The sequence below is a fragment of the Acidovorax sp. NPDC077693 genome, assembly GCF_044542805.1.
GTDB lineage: Bacteria > Pseudomonadota > Gammaproteobacteria > Burkholderiales > Burkholderiaceae_C > Acidovorax.
In genome coordinates, this window is the sequence record NZ_JBITVD010000019.1 from 17,380 (window position 1) to 38,597 (window position 21,218).

The 21,218-nt window shown below is 69.0% G+C and carries 22 protein-coding genes and 1 riboswitch; of the genes, 13 read left to right on the forward strand and 9 right to left on the reverse strand.

The window, feature by feature from the left end; all coding sequences use genetic code 11:
* Positions 1 to 29 precede the first annotated feature (29 nt).
* The 4 genes from ACIGHN_RS23010 to ACIGHN_RS23025 all read left to right on the forward strand — a co-directional run bounded on the left by ACIGHN_RS23010 (position 30) and on the right by ACIGHN_RS23025 (position 3,221).
* Positions 30 to 1,031, forward strand: a complete 1,002-nt coding sequence (locus tag ACIGHN_RS23010; protein ID WP_396506312.1) for an SIS domain-containing protein — start codon at positions 30 to 32, stop codon at positions 1,029 to 1,031.
* 109 nt (positions 1,032 to 1,140) lie between these two features.
* Positions 1,141 to 1,701, forward strand: coding sequence for an HAD family hydrolase (locus ACIGHN_RS23015; protein WP_056410875.1), 561 nt, complete (start codon positions 1,141 to 1,143; stop codon positions 1,699 to 1,701).
* A 70-nt stretch (positions 1,702 to 1,771) separates the two neighbouring features.
* Positions 1,772 to 2,383, forward strand: coding sequence for an LPS export ABC transporter periplasmic protein LptC (lptC, locus tag ACIGHN_RS23020; protein ID WP_396506450.1), 612 nt, complete (start codon positions 1,772 to 1,774; stop codon positions 2,381 to 2,383).
* Between the two features lie 61 nt (positions 2,384 to 2,444).
* Complete coding sequence (locus ACIGHN_RS23025) at positions 2,445 to 3,221, forward strand: SDR family oxidoreductase (protein WP_396506314.1); 777 nt, start codon at positions 2,445 to 2,447, stop codon at positions 3,219 to 3,221.
* 257 nt (positions 3,222 to 3,478) lie between these two features.
* On the opposite strand, the gene ACIGHN_RS23030 is transcribed toward ACIGHN_RS23025, so the two are convergent.
* Together ACIGHN_RS23030 and ACIGHN_RS23035 are read right to left on the reverse strand one after the other, a co-directional pair.
* A complete protein-coding gene (locus tag ACIGHN_RS23030; RefSeq protein WP_396506316.1) occupies positions 3,479 to 4,015 on the reverse strand; it encodes an RNA recognition motif domain-containing protein in 537 nt (178 codons plus the stop codon).
* Between the two features lie 399 nt (positions 4,016 to 4,414).
* Positions 4,415 to 4,837 carry an RNA-binding protein gene (locus ACIGHN_RS23035; RefSeq protein ID WP_056411609.1) on the reverse strand — a complete coding sequence of 141 codons (423 nt, stop codon included), beginning with the start codon at positions 4,835 to 4,837 and terminating at the stop codon, positions 4,415 to 4,417.
* Positions 4,838 to 5,163: 326 nt separating this feature from the next.
* Positions 5,164 to 5,337, forward strand: a riboswitch (yybP-ykoY riboswitch).
* Positions 5,338 to 5,359: 22 nt separating this feature from the next.
* Here ACIGHN_RS23035 and ACIGHN_RS23040 point away from each other — a divergent pair.
* From ACIGHN_RS23040 to ACIGHN_RS23055, 4 genes are all read left to right on the forward strand, one after another.
* Positions 5,360 to 5,929, forward strand: coding sequence for a TMEM165/GDT1 family protein (locus ACIGHN_RS23040; protein ID WP_056410882.1), 570 nt, complete (start codon positions 5,360 to 5,362; stop codon positions 5,927 to 5,929).
* A gap of 239 nt (positions 5,930 to 6,168) precedes the next feature.
* Positions 6,169 to 7,374, forward strand: a complete 1,206-nt coding sequence (locus tag ACIGHN_RS23045; protein ID WP_396506319.1) for a homoserine O-acetyltransferase — start codon at positions 6,169 to 6,171, stop codon at positions 7,372 to 7,374.
* Complete coding sequence (gene metW, locus ACIGHN_RS23050; protein WP_396506320.1) at positions 7,371 to 7,955, forward strand: methionine biosynthesis protein MetW; 585 nt, start codon at positions 7,371 to 7,373, stop codon at positions 7,953 to 7,955. Before ACIGHN_RS23045 ends, metW begins: the two co-directional genes overlap by 4 nt.
* 208 nt (positions 7,956 to 8,163) lie before the next feature.
* On the forward strand, positions 8,164 to 9,315 hold the full coding sequence (locus ACIGHN_RS23055) for a glycerophosphodiester phosphodiesterase (RefSeq protein WP_396506322.1): 1,152 nt from the start codon (positions 8,164 to 8,166) through the stop codon (positions 9,313 to 9,315).
* On the opposite strand, the gene ACIGHN_RS23060 is transcribed toward ACIGHN_RS23055, so the two are convergent.
* Both ACIGHN_RS23060 and ACIGHN_RS23065 read right to left on the reverse strand, forming a co-directional pair.
* Positions 9,281 to 9,946: an NAD(P)H-dependent oxidoreductase gene (locus ACIGHN_RS23060; protein ID WP_396506324.1), complete on the reverse strand. Its 666-nt coding sequence runs from the start codon at positions 9,944 to 9,946 to the stop codon at positions 9,281 to 9,283. The genes ACIGHN_RS23055 and ACIGHN_RS23060 overlap by 35 nt on opposite strands.
* 102 nt (positions 9,947 to 10,048) lie before the next feature.
* The gene (locus ACIGHN_RS23065) at positions 10,049 to 10,516 is read right to left on the reverse strand and encodes a MerR family transcriptional regulator (protein ID WP_396506326.1); all 468 of its coding nucleotides are present in this window, start codon (positions 10,514 to 10,516) and stop codon (positions 10,049 to 10,051) included.
* A gap of 183 nt (positions 10,517 to 10,699) precedes the next feature.
* Here ACIGHN_RS23065 and otnI point away from each other — a divergent pair, with 183 nt between their 5' ends.
* From otnI to ACIGHN_RS23085, 4 genes are all read left to right on the forward strand, one after another.
* On the forward strand, positions 10,700 to 11,530 hold the full coding sequence (gene otnI, locus ACIGHN_RS23070; protein ID WP_396506327.1) for a 2-oxo-tetronate isomerase: 831 nt from the start codon (positions 10,700 to 10,702) through the stop codon (positions 11,528 to 11,530).
* Between the two features lie 115 nt (positions 11,531 to 11,645).
* Positions 11,646 to 12,887, forward strand: a complete 1,242-nt coding sequence (locus ACIGHN_RS23075; protein WP_396506328.1) for a GGDEF domain-containing protein — start codon at positions 11,646 to 11,648, stop codon at positions 12,885 to 12,887.
* Between the two features lie 171 nt (positions 12,888 to 13,058).
* The gene (locus tag ACIGHN_RS23080) at positions 13,059 to 14,531 is read left to right on the forward strand and encodes a M20 family metallopeptidase (RefSeq protein WP_396506330.1); all 1,473 of its coding nucleotides are present in this window, start codon (positions 13,059 to 13,061) and stop codon (positions 14,529 to 14,531) included.
* 200 nt (positions 14,532 to 14,731) lie between these two features.
* Positions 14,732 to 15,598: a lysophospholipase gene (locus ACIGHN_RS23085; RefSeq protein WP_396506332.1), complete on the forward strand. Its 867-nt coding sequence runs from the start codon at positions 14,732 to 14,734 to the stop codon at positions 15,596 to 15,598.
* 34 nt (positions 15,599 to 15,632) lie between these two features.
* Here the strand turns inward: ACIGHN_RS23085 and ACIGHN_RS23090 are convergent, their stop codons facing one another.
* The 4 genes from ACIGHN_RS23090 to ACIGHN_RS23105 form a co-directional block, all read right to left on the reverse strand.
* Positions 15,633 to 16,043 (reverse strand): hypothetical protein, encoded by a 411-nt coding sequence (locus ACIGHN_RS23090; protein WP_396506334.1) that lies wholly within the window; start codon positions 16,041 to 16,043, stop codon positions 15,633 to 15,635.
* Positions 16,044 to 16,113: 70 nt separating this feature from the next.
* Entirely contained in the window at positions 16,114 to 16,548 is a 435-nt protein-coding gene (locus tag ACIGHN_RS23095) for a DUF2628 domain-containing protein (RefSeq protein WP_396506336.1), read from the reverse strand.
* Between the two features lie 214 nt (positions 16,549 to 16,762).
* Positions 16,763 to 17,245, reverse strand: coding sequence for a YidB family protein (locus ACIGHN_RS23100; protein ID WP_396506338.1), 483 nt, complete (start codon positions 17,243 to 17,245; stop codon positions 16,763 to 16,765).
* A 295-nt stretch (positions 17,246 to 17,540) separates the two neighbouring features.
* Entirely contained in the window at positions 17,541 to 18,905 is a 1,365-nt protein-coding gene (locus tag ACIGHN_RS23105; protein ID WP_396506340.1) for a M20/M25/M40 family metallo-hydrolase, read from the reverse strand.
* A gap of 160 nt (positions 18,906 to 19,065) precedes the next feature.
* Here ACIGHN_RS23105 and ACIGHN_RS23110 point away from each other — a divergent pair, with 160 nt between their 5' ends.
* A complete protein-coding gene (locus ACIGHN_RS23110) occupies positions 19,066 to 19,971 on the forward strand; it encodes a LysR family transcriptional regulator (RefSeq protein ID WP_396506342.1) in 906 nt (301 codons plus the stop codon).
* Here the strand turns inward: ACIGHN_RS23110 and ACIGHN_RS23115 are convergent.
* Complete coding sequence (locus ACIGHN_RS23115) at positions 19,934 to 21,139, reverse strand: MFS transporter (RefSeq protein WP_396506344.1); 1,206 nt, start codon at positions 21,137 to 21,139, stop codon at positions 19,934 to 19,936. The two genes, ACIGHN_RS23110 and ACIGHN_RS23115, sit on opposite strands and share 38 nt — an antisense overlap.
* Positions 21,140 to 21,218 lie beyond the last annotated feature (79 nt).

Genomic DNA, 21,218 nt, shown 5'->3' on the forward strand with positions numbered 1-21,218 from the left:
GGGCATGCCCCGCTCGATAGAATCGCCGGATGACTCCCGCCCCTGCCGCGCTGCCCCCCTTCGATGCCGAACAGGCCCTGCGCCTGGCCCGCGAGACCTTCGACATCGAGGCCGCCGCCCTGCACGGCCTGTCGGCGCGCGTTGACGGCGTGTTTGCGCAGGCCGTGTCGATGGCCCTGGAGACGCGGGGCCGCGTGGTGGTCATGGGCATGGGCAAGAGCGGCCACGTGGGCCGCAAGATCGCCGCCACCCTCGCCTCCACCGGCACGCCGGCGTTCTTCGTGCACCCCGCCGAAGCCAGCCATGGCGACCTGGGCATGGTCACCGGCGACGACCTGGTGCTGGCCATCTCCAACAGCGGCGAGAGCGGCGAGCTCACCGCCATCCTGCCCGTGCTGCGCCGCCTGGGCGCACCGCTGATCGCCATGACCGGCGGGCTGGAGTCCACCCTGGCGCGCCACGCCGAGCTGGTGCTGGACACCAGCGTGGAGCGCGAAGCCTGCCCCCTGAACCTGGCGCCCACCGCCAGCACCACGGCCCAGCTGGCCATGGGCGACGCGCTGGCCGTGGCCCTGCTGGACGCCCGGGGCTTTCGCCCCGAAGACTTCGCCCGCTCGCACCCCGGTGGCGCGCTGGGCCGCAAGCTGCTCACCCATGTGAGCGACGTGATGCGCACCGGCAGCGAGATCCCGCGCGTCGCGCCCGAGGCCTCGTTCAGCGACCTCATGCGCGAGATGAGCGCCAAGGGGCTGGGCGCCTCGGCCATCGTCGACCCGGCGGGCCAGGTGCTGGGCATCTTCACCGACGGCGACCTGCGCCGCCGCATCGAAGCCGGGGCCGACCTGCGCACCGCCACCGCCGCGCAGGTGATGCACGCCGGGCCGCGCCGCATCGCACCCGACGCGCTGGCCGTGGACGCGGCCGAGCTGATGGAAGCGCACGCCATCACGAGCGTGCTGGTGGTGGATGCCGCCGGCCTGCTGGTGGGGGTGGTGCACATTGGTGACCTGATGCGCGCGAAAGTCATATGACCCCCTGTGTCGCTTCGCGCCTTACCCCAAGGGGGACGCACCCGGTGGCCCGGCTGAGCCGGTTCCACGGGTGCGCTGGTGTGCGCCGTGCCTGTTCAAACGCTGTGTGATGACCTCTGACGTGACCTTTCCTGTGCTGCAATTTCCGCCCGAGCTGCTGCTGCGTGCCCAGGATGTGCGCGTGGCGTTCTTCGACGTCGACGGCGTGCTGACCGATGGCAGCCTGTACTTCAGCGAGGCGGGCGAGACGATCAAGCGCTTCAACACGCTGGACGGGCATGGGCTCAAGCTGTTGCAGAAGGCGGGCATCACCCCCGCCGTGATCACGGGGCGCGACTCGGCGCCGCTGCGCGTGCGCCTGAAGGCGCTGGGCGTGGAGCACGCGGTGTTCGGCACCGAGGACAAGCGCCCCGCGGCCGAGGACATCCTGGCGCGGCTGGGGCTGGCCTGGGCCCAGGCCGCGGCCATGGGCGACGACTGGCCGGACCTGCCGGTGATGCGGCGCAGCGCGTTCGCGTGTGCACCCGCCAATGCCCAGGCCGAGGTGCGCCATGCCGCGCACTTCGTCACCCAGGCGCGTGGCGGCGACGGCGCGGCGCGCGAGCTGTGCGACCTGCTGTTGGTGGCGTCGGGTCGCTACGCGGCACTGCTGGCGGAATACACCGCATGAGCAAGGCACCCATGAACGCGTGGCTGCACCGCCGCCGGCCTGCCGGTGCGGAGGGCTGCCTGTGAACCGCATGGTGCGCCAGGGCTGGGACCAGTTCTCGCTGTATTTGCCCGTGGTGCTCATGGGCCTGCTGGCCCTGGGCACCTGGTGGCTGGTGCGCAACGCGCCCGCCCCGGTGCTGCCCGCCGTCGCGCGCACGCAGGGGCACCAGCCGGACTATTTCATGAAGGGCTTTTCGGTGAAAAGCTTCGACGCCACCGGCCGCCTGCAAAGCGAGGTGCAGGGCGAGGTGGGCCGCCACTACCCCGACACCGACACGCTGGAGATCGACAAGGTGCGCATGCGCTCGGTCGCGCTCGACGGCCGCGTGACCGTGGCCACGGCCGACCGTGCGCTGTCCAACGCCGACGGCTCCGAGGTGCAGCTCTTTGGCAATGCCATCGTCACCCGCGAGCCCCTGCCCGCCAAGCCGGGCAAACCGGCCGAGCCCCGCCTGGAGTTCCGCAGCGAGTTCCTGCACGCCTACACCAACACCGAGCGGGTGCGCTCGGACAAGCCCGTCGTCCTCACCCGGGGCAACGACCGGTTCACGGCCGACGGCATGGACTACGACAACCTGGACCAGGTGATGCAGATGCGCGGCCGTGTGCGCGGCGTGCTGCAGCCCGGTGCCGCCAAGTAGCCGCCAGCCCTGCGCTGCCTGCCGCTCCCACCCCCGCCTGTCCCCGCCCGCCGGAGCCCGTATGACCACCCCTCTCGTCTTCATCACCGGCGCTTCCAGCGGCATCGGGCAGGCGCTGGCCCTGCGCTTTCACCAGGCCGGCTACCGGCTGGCCCTGGCCGCGCGCCGCACTTCCGAGGTCAAGACCTGGGCTGCCGCGCAGGGGATCAGCGCCGACAGCTATGAAATATATAGCGCAGACGTCGCGGTGACCGACAGCATCGTCGCCGCGGGCCGGGACTGCCTGCATCGCCAGGGCGTGCCCGACGTGGTCATCGCCAATGCCGGCATCAGCGTGGGCATGGACACCGCCGTGCGGAACGACCTGGACGTGATGGCCCGCACCTTCGCCACCAACAACCTGGGCCTGGCCGCCACCTTCCACCCGTTCGTGGACGCCATGGTGCAGCGCGGCAGCGGCACCCTGGTGGGCATCGGCAGCGTGGCGGGCATCCGCGGGCTGCCCGGGCACGGCGCCTACTGCGCCAGCAAGGCGGCCGTCATCAGCTACTGCGAAAGCCTGCGCGGCGAGATGCGCCCGCACGGCGTGCGCGTGGTCACCATCTCGCCCGGCTACATCGACACCCCGCTCACGCAGCAAAACCGCTACGGCATGCCGTTCCTCATGCAGCCCGGCGACTTTGCCGACCGCGCGTACCGCACCATTGCTGCCGGGGTGAGCTACCGCGTCATTCCCTGGCAGATGGGTGTGGTCGCCAAGCTGCTGCGCCTGCTGCCCAATGCGGTGTTCGACAAGCTGCTGGCAGGCCGCCCGCGCAAGCGCCGAATCGACGAATAGCAGCCCTCCCTGTCTGTGGCGCTTTGCGCCTTTTCCCGCAGGGGAACGCTCCCGGCAGTAGCGGGCCGGCCTTTGCGCAGGCGCAGTGGCCGTCTCGTGCCGCCTTGCGACGACGGGACCACGGAATTCGAACTCGTCACGCCGTGGCATGAAAGATGGCCGCTGATGCCCAGCGGAGCGCTTTTCACTCTGCAGCGGCCCGGACATGAAAAAAGCTCCCGAAGGAGCTTTTCTCAAGAATGCAGTACCTGCGAGGTTCAGTAGCCGCTGTTGCCGCCGCCGCCGTAACCGCCGCCGCCACCATTGCGGCCACCGCCGCCGCCATTGCGGGAGCCCGAGCCGTAGGGGCTGCGAAAGCCGCCTTCGCCACGGCCACCACCGCCGCCGCCATATCCACCGCCGCCGTCGCGGCCGCCACCACCACCGTAGCCACCGCCGCCGCCTTCACGGCCACCGCCGTAGCCGCCGCCGCCACCACTGCGGCCACCGCCGCCAAAGCCGCCACCACCACCGCCGCCGAATCCACCGCTGCGGGGTGGGCGGGCTTCCATGGGACGGGCTTCGTTGACCACGATGGAGCGGCCGCCCAGGGGCTGGCCGTTCATGCCGTTGATGGCGGACTGGGCTTCTGCGTCGCTGCCCATCTCCACGAATCCAAAGCCCTTGGAGCGTCCCGTGTCGCGCTCCATCATGACCTTGGCGCTGGTCACGGCGCCAAATTGGCCAAAGGCCTGTTCCAGATCACTGTCGCGCACCGAGTACGGCAGGTTGCCGACATACAGTTTGTTGCCCATCGAGGGACTCCTCAAAAACACATGGATAAAGCGAAGGGAGTCCCGAAAACGCAGCCAGCTGATCTCAATGACATTCTTAGCGCGAAACTGACGGACACCGCAGACTTGGACGACGGGGGAAAATCCCGTCAGCACACTATGCTCCACACTTTGGCTGAAAATGCAAGCGCTATCGCATGCTGTGGTGACTTTGCTGCGCATCCATGAATGGCCCTCGCTCCTTGGCCTTGCCGCACCTTGCCGGCGGCCGTGCGGGGCGGCTGCGCCAGGCGGGTTTTTGCGCTGCAGCGATGGACGCCGCCAGTGGCATGGCGATCGTCCGGACATGAAAAAAGGAGCCCGAGGGCTCCTTTGTCTTGCCTTCAGCAGACACCGCGAAGGGTCTGCTGATCAGGTCTTTCAGTAGCTGCCGCGGCCACCGCCGTAGCCACCGCCACCACCTTCACGGCCACCGCCGTAACCACCACCGCCGCCGCCGCCGCTACGGCCACCGCCGTAACCGCCGCCGCCACCACCGCCGTAACCGCCACCACCGTTGCCGCCGCCGAAGCCGCCGCTACGTGGAGCGCGTGGCTCCATAGGACGGGCTTCGTTGACCACGAGGTCACGGCCGCCGAAGTTTTGGCCATGCACGCCTTGGATGGCGGCTTGTGCTTCGGCATCGCTGCCCATTTCCACAAAGCCGAAGCCCTTGGAACGGCCGGTGTCACGTTCCATCATGACCTTGGCGCTGCCAACGGAGCCGAATTGGCCGAAAGTCTGTTCCAGATCTTGGTCGCGGAACGAATAGGGCAGGTTGCCCACGTAAAGTTTGTTGCCCATGAAGGACTCCTCAAAAAACACAAAAACGCGATGGAGTCCGACGCAATCAACAAACCTGTGACGACTTCAGAGACGCGAAACTGACCATACACCGCTAAGCTATTTGCCCCCTGCGAGCAGAAGAGCGGATTCATTATCAATCACTTTATGGACCCCGTGGGGGTTTATTTGGTCATCGGGCGACCGAATCCGCAGAAAGTTGAAGGGATTGGGGCCTTTCTTTGCAGAATCTGCGGGGAAACCCGCAAAAAACGGAAGCCGGCCTCCCGCCCGGGGGCGCCGCCGACGCGCTGCCGGACCACAGCGCCGCGCCGGTCTGCTAAAATCCGCCGGTCTTTGGGGAGTAGCCCGCCCGGTGCGCAACGCGCCGGGGGCATGCGTCAACAAACTTGGGTCCTGTGGGCCTATGGCGCATGCGGTTCTTGAGCTGGGCGAGACCATTGACTGCATGCCGATCCAATGGCCGGAGTCGGGGTGCAGTCAATGCGTTGTCTATAACTATCCGGCCGGATAGACCCCCACATGGAACCGTTCTTCATCTCCACCGCCATCGTCGCGCTCGCCGAAATGGGCGACAAGACGCAGCTCCTGGCGCTCGTTCTCGCCGCCCGCTTTCGCAAACCCTGGCCCATCGTCCTGGGCATCCTGGTGGCCACCCTGGTCAACCACGGCCTGGCCGGCGCCGTGGGCTCGTGGGTGACCACCTTCGTGGGCCCGCAGGTGCTGCGCTGGATCCTCGCGGCATCCTTCATCGCGATGGCCATCTGGATGCTGATCCCCGACAAGCTCGACGAAGGCGAGGCCGACGGCTCGCCGCGCTGGGGCGTGTTCGGCACCACGCTGATCGCGTTCTTCCTGGCCGAGATGGGCGACAAGACGCAGATCGCCACCGTCATGCTGGCCGCGCAGTACAACGCCTACGTGTGGGTGGTGGCCGGCACCACGCTCGGCATGATGATCGCCAACGCACCGGTGGTGTGGCTGGGCGAGCGCATCACGCGCCGGGTGCCGATCCGCGCGGTGCACATCGTGTCGGCCGTGATCTTCCTGGTGCTGGGGTGCCTGGCCATCTTCATGCCTGCCGGCACCTGATGGATGGACGAAGTGGCAGGCGCTTTGGTATATTTACCGCCAGCGCCGATTTGCCACAGCTTGCGGGCGCTCTATAAATTCTGCTAAAGACCCGTCCGACGTACCTGCCCGGCCTCGTTTTTAGCGACGCCGGGTATTTTTTTGCCGCGGGCTGCCAGCCAGCCCCGGCCAAAGCGGCTCCTGCAGGGAGCATTCGGCGAATGCAAGCGGTGGAACGTGAGGGCTTACCAGTTCCAACTATGTCGTTCATCGCCACACCCCAGACCATGCACTTTGCGGAGGTGCTGCCGCTGCAAAGCGGCGCGACCATCCGCGCCTTCGACCTGGCCTTCGAGACCTACGGCACGCTCAATGCCGACCGCTCCAACGCCGTGCTTGTGTGCCACGCGCTCAACGCCTCCCACCACGTGGCGGGCGTCTACGCCGGGCAGGACAAGAGCGAAGGCTGGTGGGACAACATGATCGGCCCGGGCAAGCCGGTGGACACCGACCGCTTCTTCGTGATCGGCGTGAACAACCTGGGCTCGTGCTTTGGCTCCACCGGCCCCATGCACACGCACCCCGACACGGGCGAGGTCTACGGCGCGGACTTCCCGGTGGTCACGGTGGAGGACTGGGTCAACGCCCAGGCCCGCCTGCTCGACCGCCTGGGCATACGGCAACTGGCCGCCGTGCTGGGCGGCAGCCTGGGCGGCATGCAGGCCCTGAGCTGGACGCTGCAGTATCCCGAGCGCATGCGCCACGCCGTGGTGGTGGCCAGCGCGCCCAACCTCACGGCCGAGAACATCGCCTTCAACGAGGTCGCCCGCCGCGCCATCGTGACCGACCCGGACTTCCACGGCGGCCACTTCTACCGCCACGGCGTGATCCCCAAGCGCGGCCTGCGCATCGCCCGCATGATCGGCCACATCACGTACCTCAGCGACGATGTGATGAACGAGAAGTTCGGCCGCAGCTTGCGTGCGCCCACGCTCCCCGCTTCGCGTGGTTCGCTGCCCCCCGAGGGGGCTGGTCCGGCGCGGGGCGGCCCAGCGCCGGACCTCCGCGACTATCTGTACAGCACCCAGGACATCGAATTCCAGATCGAGAGCTACCTGCGCTACCAGGGCGACAAGTTCAGCGACTACTTCGACGCCAACACCTACCTGCTGATCACCCGCGCGCTCGACTACTTCGACCCCGCCCGCGCGCACGCCGGCAACCTCACGCGGGCCCTCGCGCGGGCCACGGCGCGGTTCCTGCTGGTGAGCTTCACCACCGACTGGCGCTTCTCACCCCAGCGCAGCCGAGAGATCGTCAAGGCCCTGCTCGACAACCGCCGCAGCGTGAGCTACGCCGAGATCGACGCACCCCACGGTCACGATGCCTTCCTGCTCGATGACGCCCGCTACATGGGCGTGATGCGCTCTTACTTCGATAGCATTGCCAAGGAGGTGCAGCCATGACCGACAAAGCCGCCATGGAGGCGCTGGCGCGCCTGGTGCCCCAGGGCAGCCGGGTGCTCGACCTGGGCTGCGGCAACGGCGCCATGCTCGACTACCTGCAGCGCGAACGCGGCTGCAGCGGCTACGGCGTAGAGATCGCCGATGCCAACGTACTGGCCTGCGTGCAGCGCGGGGTGGACGTGATCCAGCTCAACCTGGACGAAGGGCTGGCCATGTTCGGCGACAACAGCTTCGACGTGGTGCTGCAGATCGACACGCTGCAGCACCTGCGCAATGCCGAGGTCATGCTGCGCGAAACGGCGCGCGTGGGCCGCACCGGCGTGGTGGCCTTTCCCAACTTTGCGCACTGGCCCAACCGCATGTCCATCCTGCGCGGGCGCATGCCCGTCACGCGCCGCCTGCCCTACCAGTGGTACGACACGCCCAACATCCGCGTGGGCACGTACAAGGACTTCGAGGTGCTGGCCACCAAGAACAGCCTGCGCATCCTGGAGTCCTTCGGCCTGCAGGACGGGCAGGAAGTGCGCTGGCTGCCCAACATGCGCGCCAGCACGGCAGTGTTCCATTTTGAACATGCGTAGCGATGCGGCGTCCATCGGCTTGAACCGTTCACGCTGACGCAGTCGAAGCGCCGCGCAAGGATTCGACAGGCTCGGCCCGAACGGTGGGTGCGAGTGCAAAGAGGCCCATGCCATGGCGGCTCCCGACGGGCGCGAAGCGACGCGACACGCCGCTGTCAACCGCATCGGCTAAGGTGCGCTCTTCCTGCAAGGACTGAAGGAGACCCGCATGAACCGCATTGCACTGCGCACCGTGGCTGCCGCCGCGCTGCTCGCCACCTGGGCCCTGGGCGCCGTGGCGCAACAGGCCTGGCCGCCCACGCCCACCGTCATCGCCCACCGCGGCGCCTCGGCCCTGCGGCCCGAGCACACGCTGGCGGCCTACCAGAAGGCCATCGACGACGGCGCCGACATCATCGAGCCCGACCTCGTGATCACCAAGGACGGCGTGCTCGTGGCGCGGCACGAGAATGCCATCGCCATCCTGGGCGCCGACGGCGCGGTGAAGGAAGCCACCACCGACGTGGTGGACCGCCCCGAGTTCGCCGCGCGCAAGGCCACCAAGACCATCGACGGCCAGTCCATCACCGGCTGGTTCACCGAGGACTTCACGCTGGCCGAGCTGAAAACCCTGCGCGCCCGCGAACGCATTCCTGCACAGCGCCCGGCCAATGTGGCCTACAACGGCCAGTTCGAGATTCCAACGCTGCAGGAAGTGATCGACCTGGCCAAGGCCCAGAGCACCAAGACGGGCAGGACCATCGGCATCTACCCCGAGACCAAGCACCCCACCTACTTCCAGTCCATCGGCCAGCCGCTGGAGGCGCCGCTGCTGGCGGTGCTGGAGAAGAACGGCTGGAACCACCAGAACGCACCCGTGTTCGTGCAGTCCTTCGAAGTGGCCAACCTGCAGGCCATCCGCAAGCTCAGCACCGTGCGCCTGGTGCAACTGGTCGCGCCGTCGGGCCGGCCCTACGACTTCGTGGCCCAGGGCGCGGCCAATACGCGCAGCTATGCCGACCTGCTCACGCCGGGCGGCCTGCAGCAGGTGGCTGCGTACGCCAACGCCATCGGCCCGTTCAAGACCCTGGTGGTGCCGGTGAAGGACGGCCTGCCCGGCGAGCCCACGGGCCTGGTGGAGCGTGCCCGCGCCGCCGGCCTGGCCGTGCACATCTGGACCCTGCGGCCCGAGAACGCCTTCCTGCCTGCAGGCCTGAAGAAAGCCCCCGCCACCGACGGCACGCAGCGCGGCGACAGCGCGGCCGAGATCACCGCCTACCTGCGCGCTGGCATCGACGGCTTCTTCACCGACGACCCGTCCGTGGGCCGTGCGGCGGTGCAGGCCTTCACGGCGTCGTCGTCGTCGTCGGCGAAGAAGTAGCGGCGGTCGCGAGGCCGGGCCCGGTGCGCCGGCCTCGCGGCGCGCGCCGCGCCTGCCGCGCGCCCAGCTGGCGCGCCGCCTCCACCCACTGCGCCAGCCGCCCGGTGCTGGCGCTGCGCACCGGGCCGAAGCTGTGCACGCGCACCGGCCGGATGCCGCAGAACTCCAGGATGGCCTTCTTCATCTGGTGGTGCCCCGGCATGCGCGTGACCCAGCGGAAGTACCACGGCGGCGAGTCCATCGTCACCAGCAGCTCGGCTGACCGCCCGGCCAGCAGCTTGTCCCACAGCGACGAACCGGGGCGGTACTTGAATGCGTACCCGGGCAGGAACACCCGGTCGATGAAGCCCTTGAGCAGCGCCGGCATGGCGCCCCACCAGATCGGGTAGACCCACACCAGGTGCCCCGCCCAGGCGATGTCGGCCTGCGCGGCCGCGAGGTCGGGCTCCAGCGGCTGGGCCACGCCGTAGCCCTGGAACCGCGGGTCGAACGCCAGCTGCCCCACGTTGAGACGCCGCACCTCGGCGCCCGCCTGGCGCGCGCCATCGGCATACGCATGCGCCATGCCGGCACACAGGCTGTCGGCCGACGGGTGGCCCAGGATGATGAGAATGCGCTGCTGCTCTGCCACAAAACCTCCATGCGCCTGCACGGCGTGAGAGCCTGCTCAGGCTCTTGGTTGTCGATGCAGGCATGGTCACCCTGCCCCGCGGGGCAGAGTCAAGCAGCGGGATCAAACCCTGGCGACAAAGCCCCGTGGTGGCATGGTGCGTGCAGGCGTGGCGGGGGTCGTGGATGGCGGGTGCAGTGGCGTGACAGGTTCGGTCGCGCAGGCCGCGGCGCTCGCGGGCACGGCCTGCGCGTCGCACTGCTGCAGCTCCCGCTCCAGCTGCGCCAGTTCGGCATCGAGCAGGGCCAGGCGCGCGCGCTCGGCGGCCACGGCAGCGCGGCGGTCTGCGATGAGTTGGCCCACGGCGTTCCACCCCGTGGCGGAATCGAGCGCAGGCAGACCGCCCAGCTCCGCCAGCCGAAACCCCAGCGCCTGCGCGCGCCGGATCAGCAGCACCCGCGCCACATCAGCCTCGCCATAGTCGCGGTAGCTGCCTGAGCGCGCCACCGCGCCCATCAGGCCGCGTGCTTCGTACAGGCGCACGGCCTTGGGTGTGGTGCCGGTGCGTTGGGCGAGTTCTCCGATGCGCATCGAGGGTCCTTCACGGTGACTGGAAATGGTGTGGAAATAGCAATGCTATTAATTTATGAGCTGCTGGCGCTCGTCCATCAAGCGGTAGCGGCCATTTTGGCTTGTAGGTGTCGGTGTGCCGTGCTGCAGCCTGCCTGCTGCACGATAAGCTGCCGGGTCCTGAACGCCACTGCACCCGCTGCCATGCCCCAGTTTGCCGCCAACCTGACGCTGATGTACTCCGAGCTGCCCTTCCTGGACCGCTTTGCCGCCGCGGCGCGCGACGGTTTCAGCGCGGTGGAGTTCCAGTTCCCGTATGCCTGGGCCGCGGGCGAGATCGCGGCGCGGCTTCAGGACAACGGTTTGCAGCTGGTGCTGTTCAACGCGCCGGCGGGCGGCGCCGACCCCGCCGGCATGGCCGCCGCCTGGGACCAGAGCGCGCGCGGCACCGCCGCCCTGCCCGGGCGCGAAGCGGAGTTCCGCGCCGGTGTGCAGGAGGCCCTGCGCTACGCCGACGTGCTCGGCTGCCCGCGCATCCACGTGCTGTCGGGCATCGTGCCGCCGGGCGTGGAGCGCGAGTCGCTCAAGGGCCTGTGCGCGGGCAACCTGCGCTGGGCGGCGGACGAAGCCGCGCGCTCCGGGCGCGAGATCCTGATCGAGCCCATCAACCTGCGCGATGTGCCGCGCTACTTCCTGAACCGGCAGGACCACGCGCACGAGCTGCTCGACGCGGTGCAGGCCGACAACCTCAAGGTGCAGATGGACCTGTACCACTGCCAGATCGTGGAGGGCGACGTGGCCACCAAGGTGCGCCGCTACCTGCCCACCGGCCGCGTCGCGCACATCCAGATCGCGGGCGTGCCGCAACGCCACGAGCCCGACCAGGGCGAGCTGCACTACCCCTACCTGCTGGACACCATCGACGCCCTGGGCTGGCGCGGCTGGGTGGGCTGCGAATACCGGCCGGCGGCGGGCACCACCGAAGGCCTGGGCTGGCGCGACCGCGCCCTCGCCCGGGCCGCCGCGGCGGCCTGAGCGCGGCGCACCGCCGGGCGCCTTGCGCCGCAGGCCTGCACATTTGCCGTTTCCTGCGCCGCGGTCCTTGGTTTATGCTGGGCCGACCCACCACAAGCACCGCCTCCAGCGCTCCATGGCTGCCCACGTACCCACCATGCTGGCAATGATCATTGTCAGCTCCCTCATGATGGCGGCCTCGATGGCCGTGGTGGGCTGGGGCCGCCGGCGCGACGGCCTGGCGCGCTGGGCCGGGGCGCTCCTGGTCAATGCCATCGGGCACAGCCTCATCATGCTGCGCGGCGTGGTGCCCGACGTCCTGTCGGTGGTGGTGGGCAACGTCCTCCTGTCGTGCGTGTTCGTGGGCATGATCGCGGCGATCTACCAGTTCCAGGGGCGGGCGGTGCGCTGGATGCTGCTGTGGGCGCCGCCTGCGCTGGTCGCCGGGGTCGTCATCGTCTTCATCGACAACTTCGCGGCGCGCGTGAGCTTCGTCAGCCTGGTGATCGGCCTGCAGGCCGTGTGGACGCTGGTCTCCGCGCTCGAGCGCCGCCACGCCACGGTGGGGCGCGGGCAGTGGCTGCTGGTGGCGGGGCTGGGCATCGAGGCGGCCGTGCTCGGCGGCCGCGCGCTGCTGGCGCTCAGCAGCCATTCCACCGCCATGAGCATCCTGCAGGGCAGCGTGCTGCAGACGCTCACGTTCATGGGCACCTTCTCGGTGGTGCTCATCAGCACCATGGGCTTCGTCTTCATGGCGCGCGACCGCGCCGATGAAAACAACCGCATCATGGCCGCGGTCGATCCGCTCACCGGCGTGGCCAACCGCCGCTCGCTCATCGCCGCGCTCGACCGCGATGCCTCGCGCGCCGTGCGCACGCGCGAGTCCATCGCACTCATGATGGTGGACATCGACCACTTCAAGCGCGTGAACGACCGCTACGGCCACCCCGCCGGCGACCAGGTGCTGTGCCACGTGGTCAACGTGCTGCGGGCCCGCGTGCGCGCGCAGGACCTGGTGGGCCGCTACGGCGGCGAAGAGTTCATGGTGCTGCTGCCCGACACCACCCTGCTGGGCGCCGAGCAGCTCGCGCGCGCGCTGTGCCGCGAGGTGGCGGACTCGCGCTGCCGCATCCGCGCGGCCGACGGCACCGAATCCAGCGAAGGGGTCAGCATCCCCGTCACCGTGAGCATCGGCGTGTTCGGCGGGCGGCTGGAGCCCGGCGACAGCTGGGACATGCTGATCGCCGCCGCCGACCGCGCGCTCTATGAGGCCAAGGAAAAAGGGCGCAACCGCGTCGAGGTGGCCACGTCGCTGCGCCGCCCGGCGGACCCGGGCCCGCGCAGCAGCCCCGACACCCAGCCCGCGTCGCGGTACTGAAGGGCTCCTGGTTCCTGGCGGGCGCTGCCGCCTGCGCGCTACTGCCTGCGCGGCGCTGCATGGCGGGGCACTCCAGGGACATGCCTTTGCGCCATGGCGCCCGCGCGGGTGTTGTGTTGGAATGGTGGTTTTGGTCCACGAGACCCATCCCACCTTCGAGGAGAGCCGCCCATGAACGCCCGCATTCCCGCCCATGCACTGCAACCCGACCTGGCCCTGGAACGGGTGAGCCAGGCGTGGGACAACGACATCGTCCGCCAGCTGACCGACTACATCGCCATCCCCGCCAAGTCGCCCATGTTCTCGCCCGACTGGGCCGAGCAGGGCCTGCTCGATGCCGTGGTGCGCAACGCCGCCGCGTGGGTCGAGTCGCAGAAGGTCGCAGGCCTCACGCTCGAAGTCGTACGCCTCCCAGGCCGCACCCCCGTGCTGTTCTTCGAGATCGAATCCACCCAGGCCGGCGCCACCGACACCGTGCTGATGTACGGCCACCTCGACAAGCAGCCCGAATTCAGCGGCTGGCGCAACGACCTGGGGCCCTGGACGCCCAAGTACGAGGACGGCAAGCTCTACGGCCGCGGCGGCGCCGACGACGGCTACGCGGTCTACGCCAGCATCGCCGCCGTGCAGGAGCTCAAGCGCCAGAACGTGCCCCACCCGCGCATCGTCGGCCTGATCGAGACCTGCGAGGAAAGCGGCTCGCGCGACCTGCTGCCCTACATCGATGCGCTCAAGTCCCGCATGGGCAACGTCGCGCTGGTGGTGTGCCTGGACTCGGGTGCGGGCAACTACGACCAGCTGTGGCTCACCACCAGCCTGCGCGGCATGGCCACCGGCACGCTCAAGGTCGAGATCCTGACCGAAGGCATCCACTCCGGCGACGCCTCGGGCCTGGTGCCCTCGTCGTTCCGCATCATGCGGCAGGTGCTCGACCGGCTGGAAGACAGCGCCACCGGCCGCCTGCTGCCGCACAGCTTTCACTGCGAAGTGCCTGCCGACCGCCTGGCCCAGGCCCGCGCCACGGCCGCCATCCTGGGTGAAGAGGTGTACAAGCGCTTCCCCTGGGCGCACTACGACTGCGGCGGCGCCACCACCTTTGCGCTGCCCACCACCACCGACCCGTTGCAGGCACTGCTCAAGCGCACCTGGGAGCCCACGCTCAGCGTGACCGGCGCCGAGGGCTTCCCCGCGCTGCAGGACGCCGGCAACGTGCTGCGCCCCTACACCGCGTTCAAGCTCAGCCTGCGCCTGCCGCCCCTGGTGGATGCCGGCCAGGCCGTGCAGGAGCTCAAAGCCCTGCTCGAAGACAACGCGCCCTACCAGGCCAAGGTCACCTTCCAGGGCACCAGCGGCGCCACCGGCTGGAACGCGCCCAGCGCCACGCCGTGGTTCGAGCAGGCGCTCAACGACGCATCGCAGGCCCACTTCGGCGCGCCCTGCGGCCACATCGGCCAGGGCGGCACCATCCCGCTCATGAACATGCTCAGCGAAGGCTTTCCCACCGCGCAGATGATGGTCTGCGGCGTGCTGGGCCCCAAGAGCAATGCGCACGGCCCCAACGAGTTCCTGCACGTGCCCTATGCCAAGAAGCTCACCGCCGCCGTGGCACAGGTGATCGCGGCATTGCCGGTGGCGTCGGCCTGATACCGGCCTACCCGCGCGCCTTCGATCCCACAAACCCCGCTCACGCCGAGCCGCCCCAGCGCCGCGCAGGCCTTGTCCGGGGTGCGCACGGGTGGGCGGATGGAAGAAGGGCACATCCCGGTGCGCTGCCGCGTCCGCGCCTGTCACCGCCCCCACCCTGCTCTTGCCTGTTTTTATTGCCCCCTCATCGCTGCTCCCCTATGTCCGAACTCGCCGTCTCGACCCTGCGCACCTTCACCGCCGCCGATGGCGAAAACCTGGCCATGCAGGACTGGGCCCTGGCACCCGGCGAACCCTGCCGCGGCACGGTGCTGCTGGTGCACGGCCTGGGTGAGCATGTGGGCCGCTACGACCCTGTCGCGCGCCGGCTCAACAGCTGGGGCTTCGCCGTGCGCGGCTACGACCAGTACGGCCACGGCGAGTCCGGTGGGCCGCGCGGCGGGCTGACCAGCGACATGCGCCTGCTGGCCGACCTGGCCGACATGGTGGACGCCACCCGCGCCCGCATGCCGGCCGGCCAGCCGCTGGTGCTGCTGGGCCACAGCATGGGCGGGCTGGTCGCGTCGCGTTTCGTGTCGCTGAACCTGCGGCCGGTGGATGCGCTGGTGCTGTCGTCCCCCGCACTGGACGCAGGGCTCGGCCCCGTGCAGAAGCTGCTGCTGGCCACGCTGCCGCGCCTGGCACCCAACCTGCGCGTGGGCAACGGGCTCGATGCGCAGTACCTCTCGCACGATCCGGCCGTGGTGGCCGCCTACCTGGCCGACCCGCTGTGCCATGACCGCATCAGCGCACGCCTGGCGCGCTTCATCGCCCAAGGCGGCCCCGCCACCGTGGCCTGCGCGGCGCACTGGACGGTGCCCACGCTGTTGATCTGGGCTGGCGCGGACAAGCTCGTCAACCCCGCTGGCAGCCGCGCCTTTGCGGCCGCCGCACCCGCGGCCGTGGTGCAGTCGCATTGCTTCGAGCCGCTGTACCACGAACTTTTCAATGAATGCCCCGAGCTGGCCGAGCCCGTGTTCGAACGGCTGCAGCGGTGGCTGGTGGCGCGGCACTCCGCGGCGGCCTGAGGCCGCCGCGCCAGCACTGCGGGTGGGCGCCGCGTCACTGCCAGCGGTGGAGCCGGTGCCAGGCCACCGTGCCGTAAACCCCTGCTGCATAAAGACACACCAGGACGACCATCACGAACAAACCGCCGCTGAGGCAGGCGTCCAGGCTGTCCACGACATCGGCCCAGGCCACGCCGCCATCGTCATCGTGCAGCAAGAGGTCGTTCCACACCCAAAGCGCCTTGGACAGCAGAAAGTAAGCCAGCATCAATGCCGCCGCGATACGGCTGCGCCAATGGATGCCCGCCGTGAGGCCCGCAGGGATCAACACCTCCAGCAGCAAGGGCCAGCTGAAAGGCACACCGTTCGTGCCCATGGCCGCGCCTGCAGTGACGGAGATGGTGAGGACGGTGGTCAGCAGCCCGGTGGCCGCCGCAGCATGGATGCAGCGCTGCGCCCTTCGCAAGGCCGGTGACGCTGGCGCTGGCTGCGGGGACTGCTGTGGCAGTGGGTGGGACGTTGCCGGCGCAGGCAGGTCAAAACCACCCGTTGTCATGGAGCACGACCTTCTTGTAGTAGTCGCGGTTGGCCATCATGCCGAACAGTGCAGCCCAGGCTCCGGTGTAGTGCACACCTTTGAGAACATGCCCGAACCCGGCCAGCGTGATGATCAACTCCAGCAGCAAAATGCCTGCAAATGCCATTCCCCAGTAAGCCAGCCCGCGCTTCCACATGCCCTTGGCGGCGTAGTAGAACGGGCCGAAGATGGCTGCCAGCAAATTGAAGTTGCAGGCCATGCGCTCGCGAAAGTTCAGTTCCTTGAGCTTGGGCATCTTCACGCCCCCTGCGCGTTCGATCAACGCGAAACGCTTTTGCCAGGCCTCCGACAACTCCACCGTGTCGGTGGCGCTGGCCGGGGCTGCGGGTTGGAAAGACGGCGTGCCGGTGTGGTCGGCGTTGGGTTGGCTCATGCTGAAAATCCCTCTCGTTGGTGTTGTGACGCGACATGCCTGCGCAGTGGCAGAGACGGCGGCACAAGATGCTAAGCGCACCACCTTGGGGAGGGCTGTGAGAACTTCTCTGAGCTGTGAAGAAAGGTAACCTGGCGCACCGGCACACACCGACGCACAGCGGCCCACATGCCCGGGAACCCTGCAGCGCTTGTTCAGTCAGCGCTACGTGCTTCTATTTTTGTAGCAAACCGCCCAGCATGCCGAACAGATCGTTGGCATTGCCAAACCCGCCTTGCGGTGCCTGGCCTTGGGGGCTCAACTGATCCACCAGGCCCGGCAGCACCTGGGCCAGTTGCCCGGCTGCGGCACCGGAGCCCACGCCCAGTTGCGCCGCGATCTGCGACAGCGGGCCGCTGCCCAGCACCTGCGACAGCTGATCGCCCGAGATCGCCTGGTTGGGCCCCGAGCCCAGCCACGACGCAATCACATTGCCCAGCCCCGCCTGCTGGAACTTGGCCATCAGGCCCGGCAGGCCACCCACGGGGCCGTCGTTGCTGATGAGGGACATCACCGCCTGGATGAGCTGCGGGTTCTGCGCCGCGAGGCTGATGAGCCCGCCCAGCCCATCGGCTGCACCGCCGTGGCTGGCAGCATTGGCGCTGCCCTGCGAGGCGTTGTTGATGACGGCACCCAAAACGGAATCGAGCAAGCCCATGGCGATCTCCTGCGCAAGACAACAAAAGGCAGATGTTACGCAGTCGGGGGCACGCCCTGTGTCAACAAAGGTGAATTCAGTGCTCTATCGCCCTGCATGTCTGGCGGCGCAGCGCCCTGGCTTCGACAGGCTCAGCCCGAACGGGTTGCGGTGGTTCAGCAACACAACGGCGGCACCCCTGTCCGCGCACGCCCGTCGACACCGGCGCGGCCCAAGCCAGTGCAGCCGCGCAAGGGCCGCCCCGCCGCGCTGGCGGCGTCCACCTTGGGGGAAGCGGCGAAGCCGCTCAGGGGGGCTACCTTATCTGCCGCTTTTCCAAAAGCGGTTCGCTCACGCCTTGCACACCCACCAGGCCCAGCACCGTGACCAGCGAGGTCTGCGCGCCCTTCCAGGCGTCGGTCAGGTCGATCCACTCCGACAGCGCATGAAAGCCGCCCGTCTTGCCCCCGCCCCCGATCACGATGGCCGGGATGCCCAGCGACATCGGCACATTGGCGTCGGTGCTGGCACCGCCCAGCACGGTGGTGCGTCCGAACGCGGTGTTGGCGCGCACGGCGGCCTCCACGATCACCGAGTCCGCCGCGGTGCGGCCACCCGGCCGGTCGCCGATGAGCTTGGTCGATGCCGACAGCGTGTTCACGCTCCAGCGTGCGTTCTCTTCCGCCACGGCGGCGTCGATGGCCGACAGCACCTGCTTTTCGGTAGCCAGCAGCGGCGCCATCTCGTCGGAGCGGATGTCCACCGCCATGCGCGCATCGGGCGCAATGGTGTTCACCGACGTGCCGCCGCCCACCGTGCCCACGGTGAAGGTGGTCTTGGGTGTTGCGGGCGTGCGGATCTCGGCGATCTTGGCGATCGCGCGGCCCATGCCGTGAATGGCACTGGGCACCTGGCCGAAGGCCGCGTAGCTGTGGCCGCCGGGGCCCTTGAAGGTCACCTCGTGGCGGTGGCTGCCCGTGCCCAGCACCAGCACCGTGCCGTCGGGCGCGGGCTCCAGCGCCACCATGCCGTCGATGTCCAGGTGCTCCTTGAACAGGTGCTTCATGCCGCGCAGGTTGCCCAGCTCTTCCTCGCCCACATTGCCGACGAACACCAGGTCGCCCACGGTGGCGATCTTCTGGTCGTTCAGCACCTTGAGCCACGACAGCAGCACGGCCAGGCCGCGCGTGTTGTCCGAAATGCCGGGCGCGTACAGCTTGCCGTCGCGCTCCTTGACCTTCACGTCGGTGCCGGCCGGGAACACCGTGTCCAGGTGCGCCGAGATCACGAGCTTGGGGCCGTGGCCCGTGCCCTTGCGGATGCCCACCACGTTGCCTTCGGCGTCGATGGCGGCACTCGTCAGGCCCAGGGCCTTCAGGCGCGCGAGGAACGCCTCGGCGCGCTTTTGCTCCTTGAACGGCGGCGCCTCGATCTCGGTCAGCATCTTGAGGTCATCGGTCGCGCGGTCATGGTCGGCCTTGACGGCGTCGAGCAGGCGTGCGACCTGCGGCGCGGCCATGAGCTGGGTGTAGGCCTTGTCCACCGCCGGGCGCAGCGTGGTGGGCGTGGGCGCGACGGCGCCCTGGGCAAGGGCGGCCACGGGGCCGAGCAACGCGGCAGCGGCCAGGGCCGCGGCGCCAGCCAGGGGAGTGAAGCGAAGGGTGCGGGCAGGGTTCTTCATGGTCAGACAAAAGAGGGCGAGACAAGGGATGCAGGCCAGCATGGCTTCATCGATGAAGCCCGTGGCACAGCACAAAATGCCATGCAATTGTTGGACCGATTCGCACCCGCCGGTTCTGCTTTAATCTGCCGAGCCGGCAGTTTTTCTTACACCTCATCGCATGCGCCACCACATCCCCAGCACTCGCGCCCTGCTCGTCTTCGACGCCGTGGCGCGCCACCACGGCGTGAGCAAGGCCGCCGAGGAGCTGTGCCTCACGCACAGCGCCGTCAGCCAGCAGCTGCGCCTGCTCGAAGGGCAGCTCGGCCTGCAGCTGGTGCAGCGCGGCGCGCGCGGCTCCACGCTCACCGACGTGGGGCGCCGCTACCACGCGCAGATCGTGGGCGACCTGCTGCGCCTGCAGAACCACACGCTCGAAGCCATGGCCCAGCGGCCCGACGGCGCGCGGCTGCTGGTGGGCTGCGTGCCCGTGTTCGCCGAGCGCTGGCTGCTGCCGCGCCTGCCCACCTTCCTGGCCGCGCACAAGGCCTGCAGCCTGCACCTGCAGGTCTACCCCACGCACACCTACATGCAGGAGGTCCCCTTCGACGTGGCCGTGCAGTACAGCGATGCGGCCTGGCCCGGCGCGCAGCCCGTGCCGCTGATGAGCGAGGTCTGCGTGGCGGTGTGCGCACCCGCGTCGCGCCACCGCCGCGCCATGGAGCGCAAGGACTTCCGCGCCGTGCCGCTGCTGCAGCTGAGCTCGCGGCTGGGCGCGTGGGACGCATGGTTCAGCCGCGCCGGCATCACCCGCGTGCCGGCGCACAGCCTGGGCGGCCACCGCTTCGATCTGTTCTCCATGCTGGTCGAGGCCGTGCGCGCCGACCTGGGCGTGGGCCTGGTGCCGCGCTACTTCGTGGAGCGCGAGCTGCAGTCGGGCGAGCTGGTGCTGGCCCACCCGCACCACGACAGCGACGCGCGCGGCTACAGCCTCTTCGTCGCGCAGGACCGGCGGGAGGACGCGGCCGTCGATGCCTTCGTGCAGTGGCTCATGGCCGCGGTGCAGGACCAGGGCCGGGCGGGATAGCGCGCCGGCGCTGCACCGCCAGCCAGGCGAGCGCGAGGCCCGTGACCGCCATCGGCACGAGCGAGCCGGCATTGAGCAGCGTCCAGCCCTGCGTGGTGACCAGCACGCCCGACGCGAACGAGCTCATCGCCAGCGTGCCGAACACGCAGAAATTGATGGCGGCCTGCGCGCGGTCCTTCTCTTCGGGCCGGTAGGCCGTCATCGACAGGGTGGTGGCGCCGGTGAAAAGAAAATTCCAGCCCACGCCCAGCAGAAACAGCGCAATGCCGAAGTGGTGCAGCTCGATGCCCATCAGCGCCACGGCCACGCAGGCGAGGTTGAGCAGCACGCCCGCGCCCATGATGGGCAGCACGCCCAGGCGCTTGATGAGGTGGCCGGTGAAGAATCCCGGCGCGAACATGCCGATCACATGCCACTCCAGCACCAGCGCCGAGTCGTTGAAGCCGAAGCCGCACACCTGCATCGCCAGCGGTGTGGCGGCCATGAGCAGGTTCATCACGCCATAGCCCAGCGCGGCCCCCAGGATGGCCACCACGAACACCGGCTGTCGCATCAGCTCGGACAGCGGCCTGCCCTGTACGGGCTGGCCAGCGGCGTCGCGCGGCGCAGCGCGTGGCGCGAACCGTATCGCGGCCATGCACAGCATCGACAGCAGCGCCACCCCCATCAGAGCGACATAGGCGCCCGCAAACGGTACGGGAAACAGCGTGCGCGTGGCGCTGGCCAGGTTGGGCCCGGCCACCGCGCCCAGCAGGCCCCCGGCCAGCACCAGGGACACGGCCTTTTCGCGGTAGTCCGGCGCGGTCAGCTCGGCAGCCGCAAAGCGGTACAGGCTGCCGTTGGCGCTGTAGTACCCCGCCACCAAGGTGGCCGCGCACAGCATCCAGAAGTGGGCCTGGAAGGCCGCCCACGCGCACAGCCCGCAAGACACCACGGCCACGGCCAGCCCGATCTGGAACGACGCCCGCCGCCCCCAGCGCGCCTGCGTGCGCGCCACCAGCGGCGTGGAGAGTGCGGCACCCACCACGTAGCCCATCACGGGCAGCGTGGCCATCCAGCCGAAGGGCGCCAGCTGCAGCCCCACCAGACCGTTGATGGCGATGAATACGACGTTGTTGGTCAGGAAAAGGCCCTGGCACAGGGCCAGCAGCCAGAGGTTCTTGTTCACTTTGATGGAGGGCAGGGAAGGCGCAGGCCAAGGGGTTGAAGGGGGGCCGAGTGTCGAGCGGGATCGGCCCCAGCCCCGA

Coding starts and splice junctions, on each gene's coding strand:
- ACIGHN_RS23010 (WP_396506312.1), top strand. CDS start 30: ATGACTCCCGCCCCTGCCGCGCTGCCCCCCTTCGATGCCGAACAGGCC.
- ACIGHN_RS23015 (WP_056410875.1), top strand. CDS start 1,141: ATGACCTCTGACGTGACCTTTCCTGTGCTGCAATTTCCGCCCGAGCTG.
- lptC (WP_396506450.1), top strand. CDS start 1,772: ATGGTGCGCCAGGGCTGGGACCAGTTCTCGCTGTATTTGCCCGTGGTG.
- ACIGHN_RS23025 (WP_396506314.1), top strand. CDS start 2,445: ATGACCACCCCTCTCGTCTTCATCACCGGCGCTTCCAGCGGCATCGGG.
- ACIGHN_RS23030 (WP_396506316.1), bottom strand. CDS start 4,015: ATGGGCAACAAACTGTATGTCGGCAACCTGCCGTACTCGGTGCGCGAC.
- ACIGHN_RS23035 (WP_056411609.1), bottom strand. CDS start 4,837: ATGGGCAACAAACTTTACGTGGGCAACCTGCCCTATTCGTTCCGCGAC.
- ACIGHN_RS23040 (WP_056410882.1), top strand. CDS start 5,360: ATGGAACCGTTCTTCATCTCCACCGCCATCGTCGCGCTCGCCGAAATG.
- ACIGHN_RS23045 (WP_396506319.1), top strand. CDS start 6,169: ATGTCGTTCATCGCCACACCCCAGACCATGCACTTTGCGGAGGTGCTG.
- metW (WP_396506320.1), top strand. CDS start 7,371: ATGACCGACAAAGCCGCCATGGAGGCGCTGGCGCGCCTGGTGCCCCAG.
- ACIGHN_RS23055 (WP_396506322.1), top strand. CDS start 8,164: ATGAACCGCATTGCACTGCGCACCGTGGCTGCCGCCGCGCTGCTCGCC.
- ACIGHN_RS23065 (WP_396506326.1), bottom strand. CDS start 10,516: ATGCGCATCGGAGAACTCGCCCAACGCACCGGCACCACACCCAAGGCC.
- otnI (WP_396506327.1), top strand. CDS start 10,700: ATGCCCCAGTTTGCCGCCAACCTGACGCTGATGTACTCCGAGCTGCCC.
- ACIGHN_RS23075 (WP_396506328.1), top strand. CDS start 11,646: ATGGCTGCCCACGTACCCACCATGCTGGCAATGATCATTGTCAGCTCC.
- ACIGHN_RS23080 (WP_396506330.1), top strand. CDS start 13,059: ATGAACGCCCGCATTCCCGCCCATGCACTGCAACCCGACCTGGCCCTG.
- ACIGHN_RS23085 (WP_396506332.1), top strand. CDS start 14,732: ATGTCCGAACTCGCCGTCTCGACCCTGCGCACCTTCACCGCCGCCGAT.
- ACIGHN_RS23095 (WP_396506336.1), bottom strand. CDS start 16,548: ATGAGCCAACCCAACGCCGACCACACCGGCACGCCGTCTTTCCAACCC.
- ACIGHN_RS23100 (WP_396506338.1), bottom strand. CDS start 17,245: ATGGGCTTGCTCGATTCCGTTTTGGGTGCCGTCATCAACAACGCCTCG.
- ACIGHN_RS23105 (WP_396506340.1), bottom strand. CDS start 18,905: ATGAAGAACCCTGCCCGCACCCTTCGCTTCACTCCCCTGGCTGGCGCC.
- ACIGHN_RS23110 (WP_396506342.1), top strand. CDS start 19,066: ATGCGCCACCACATCCCCAGCACTCGCGCCCTGCTCGTCTTCGACGCC.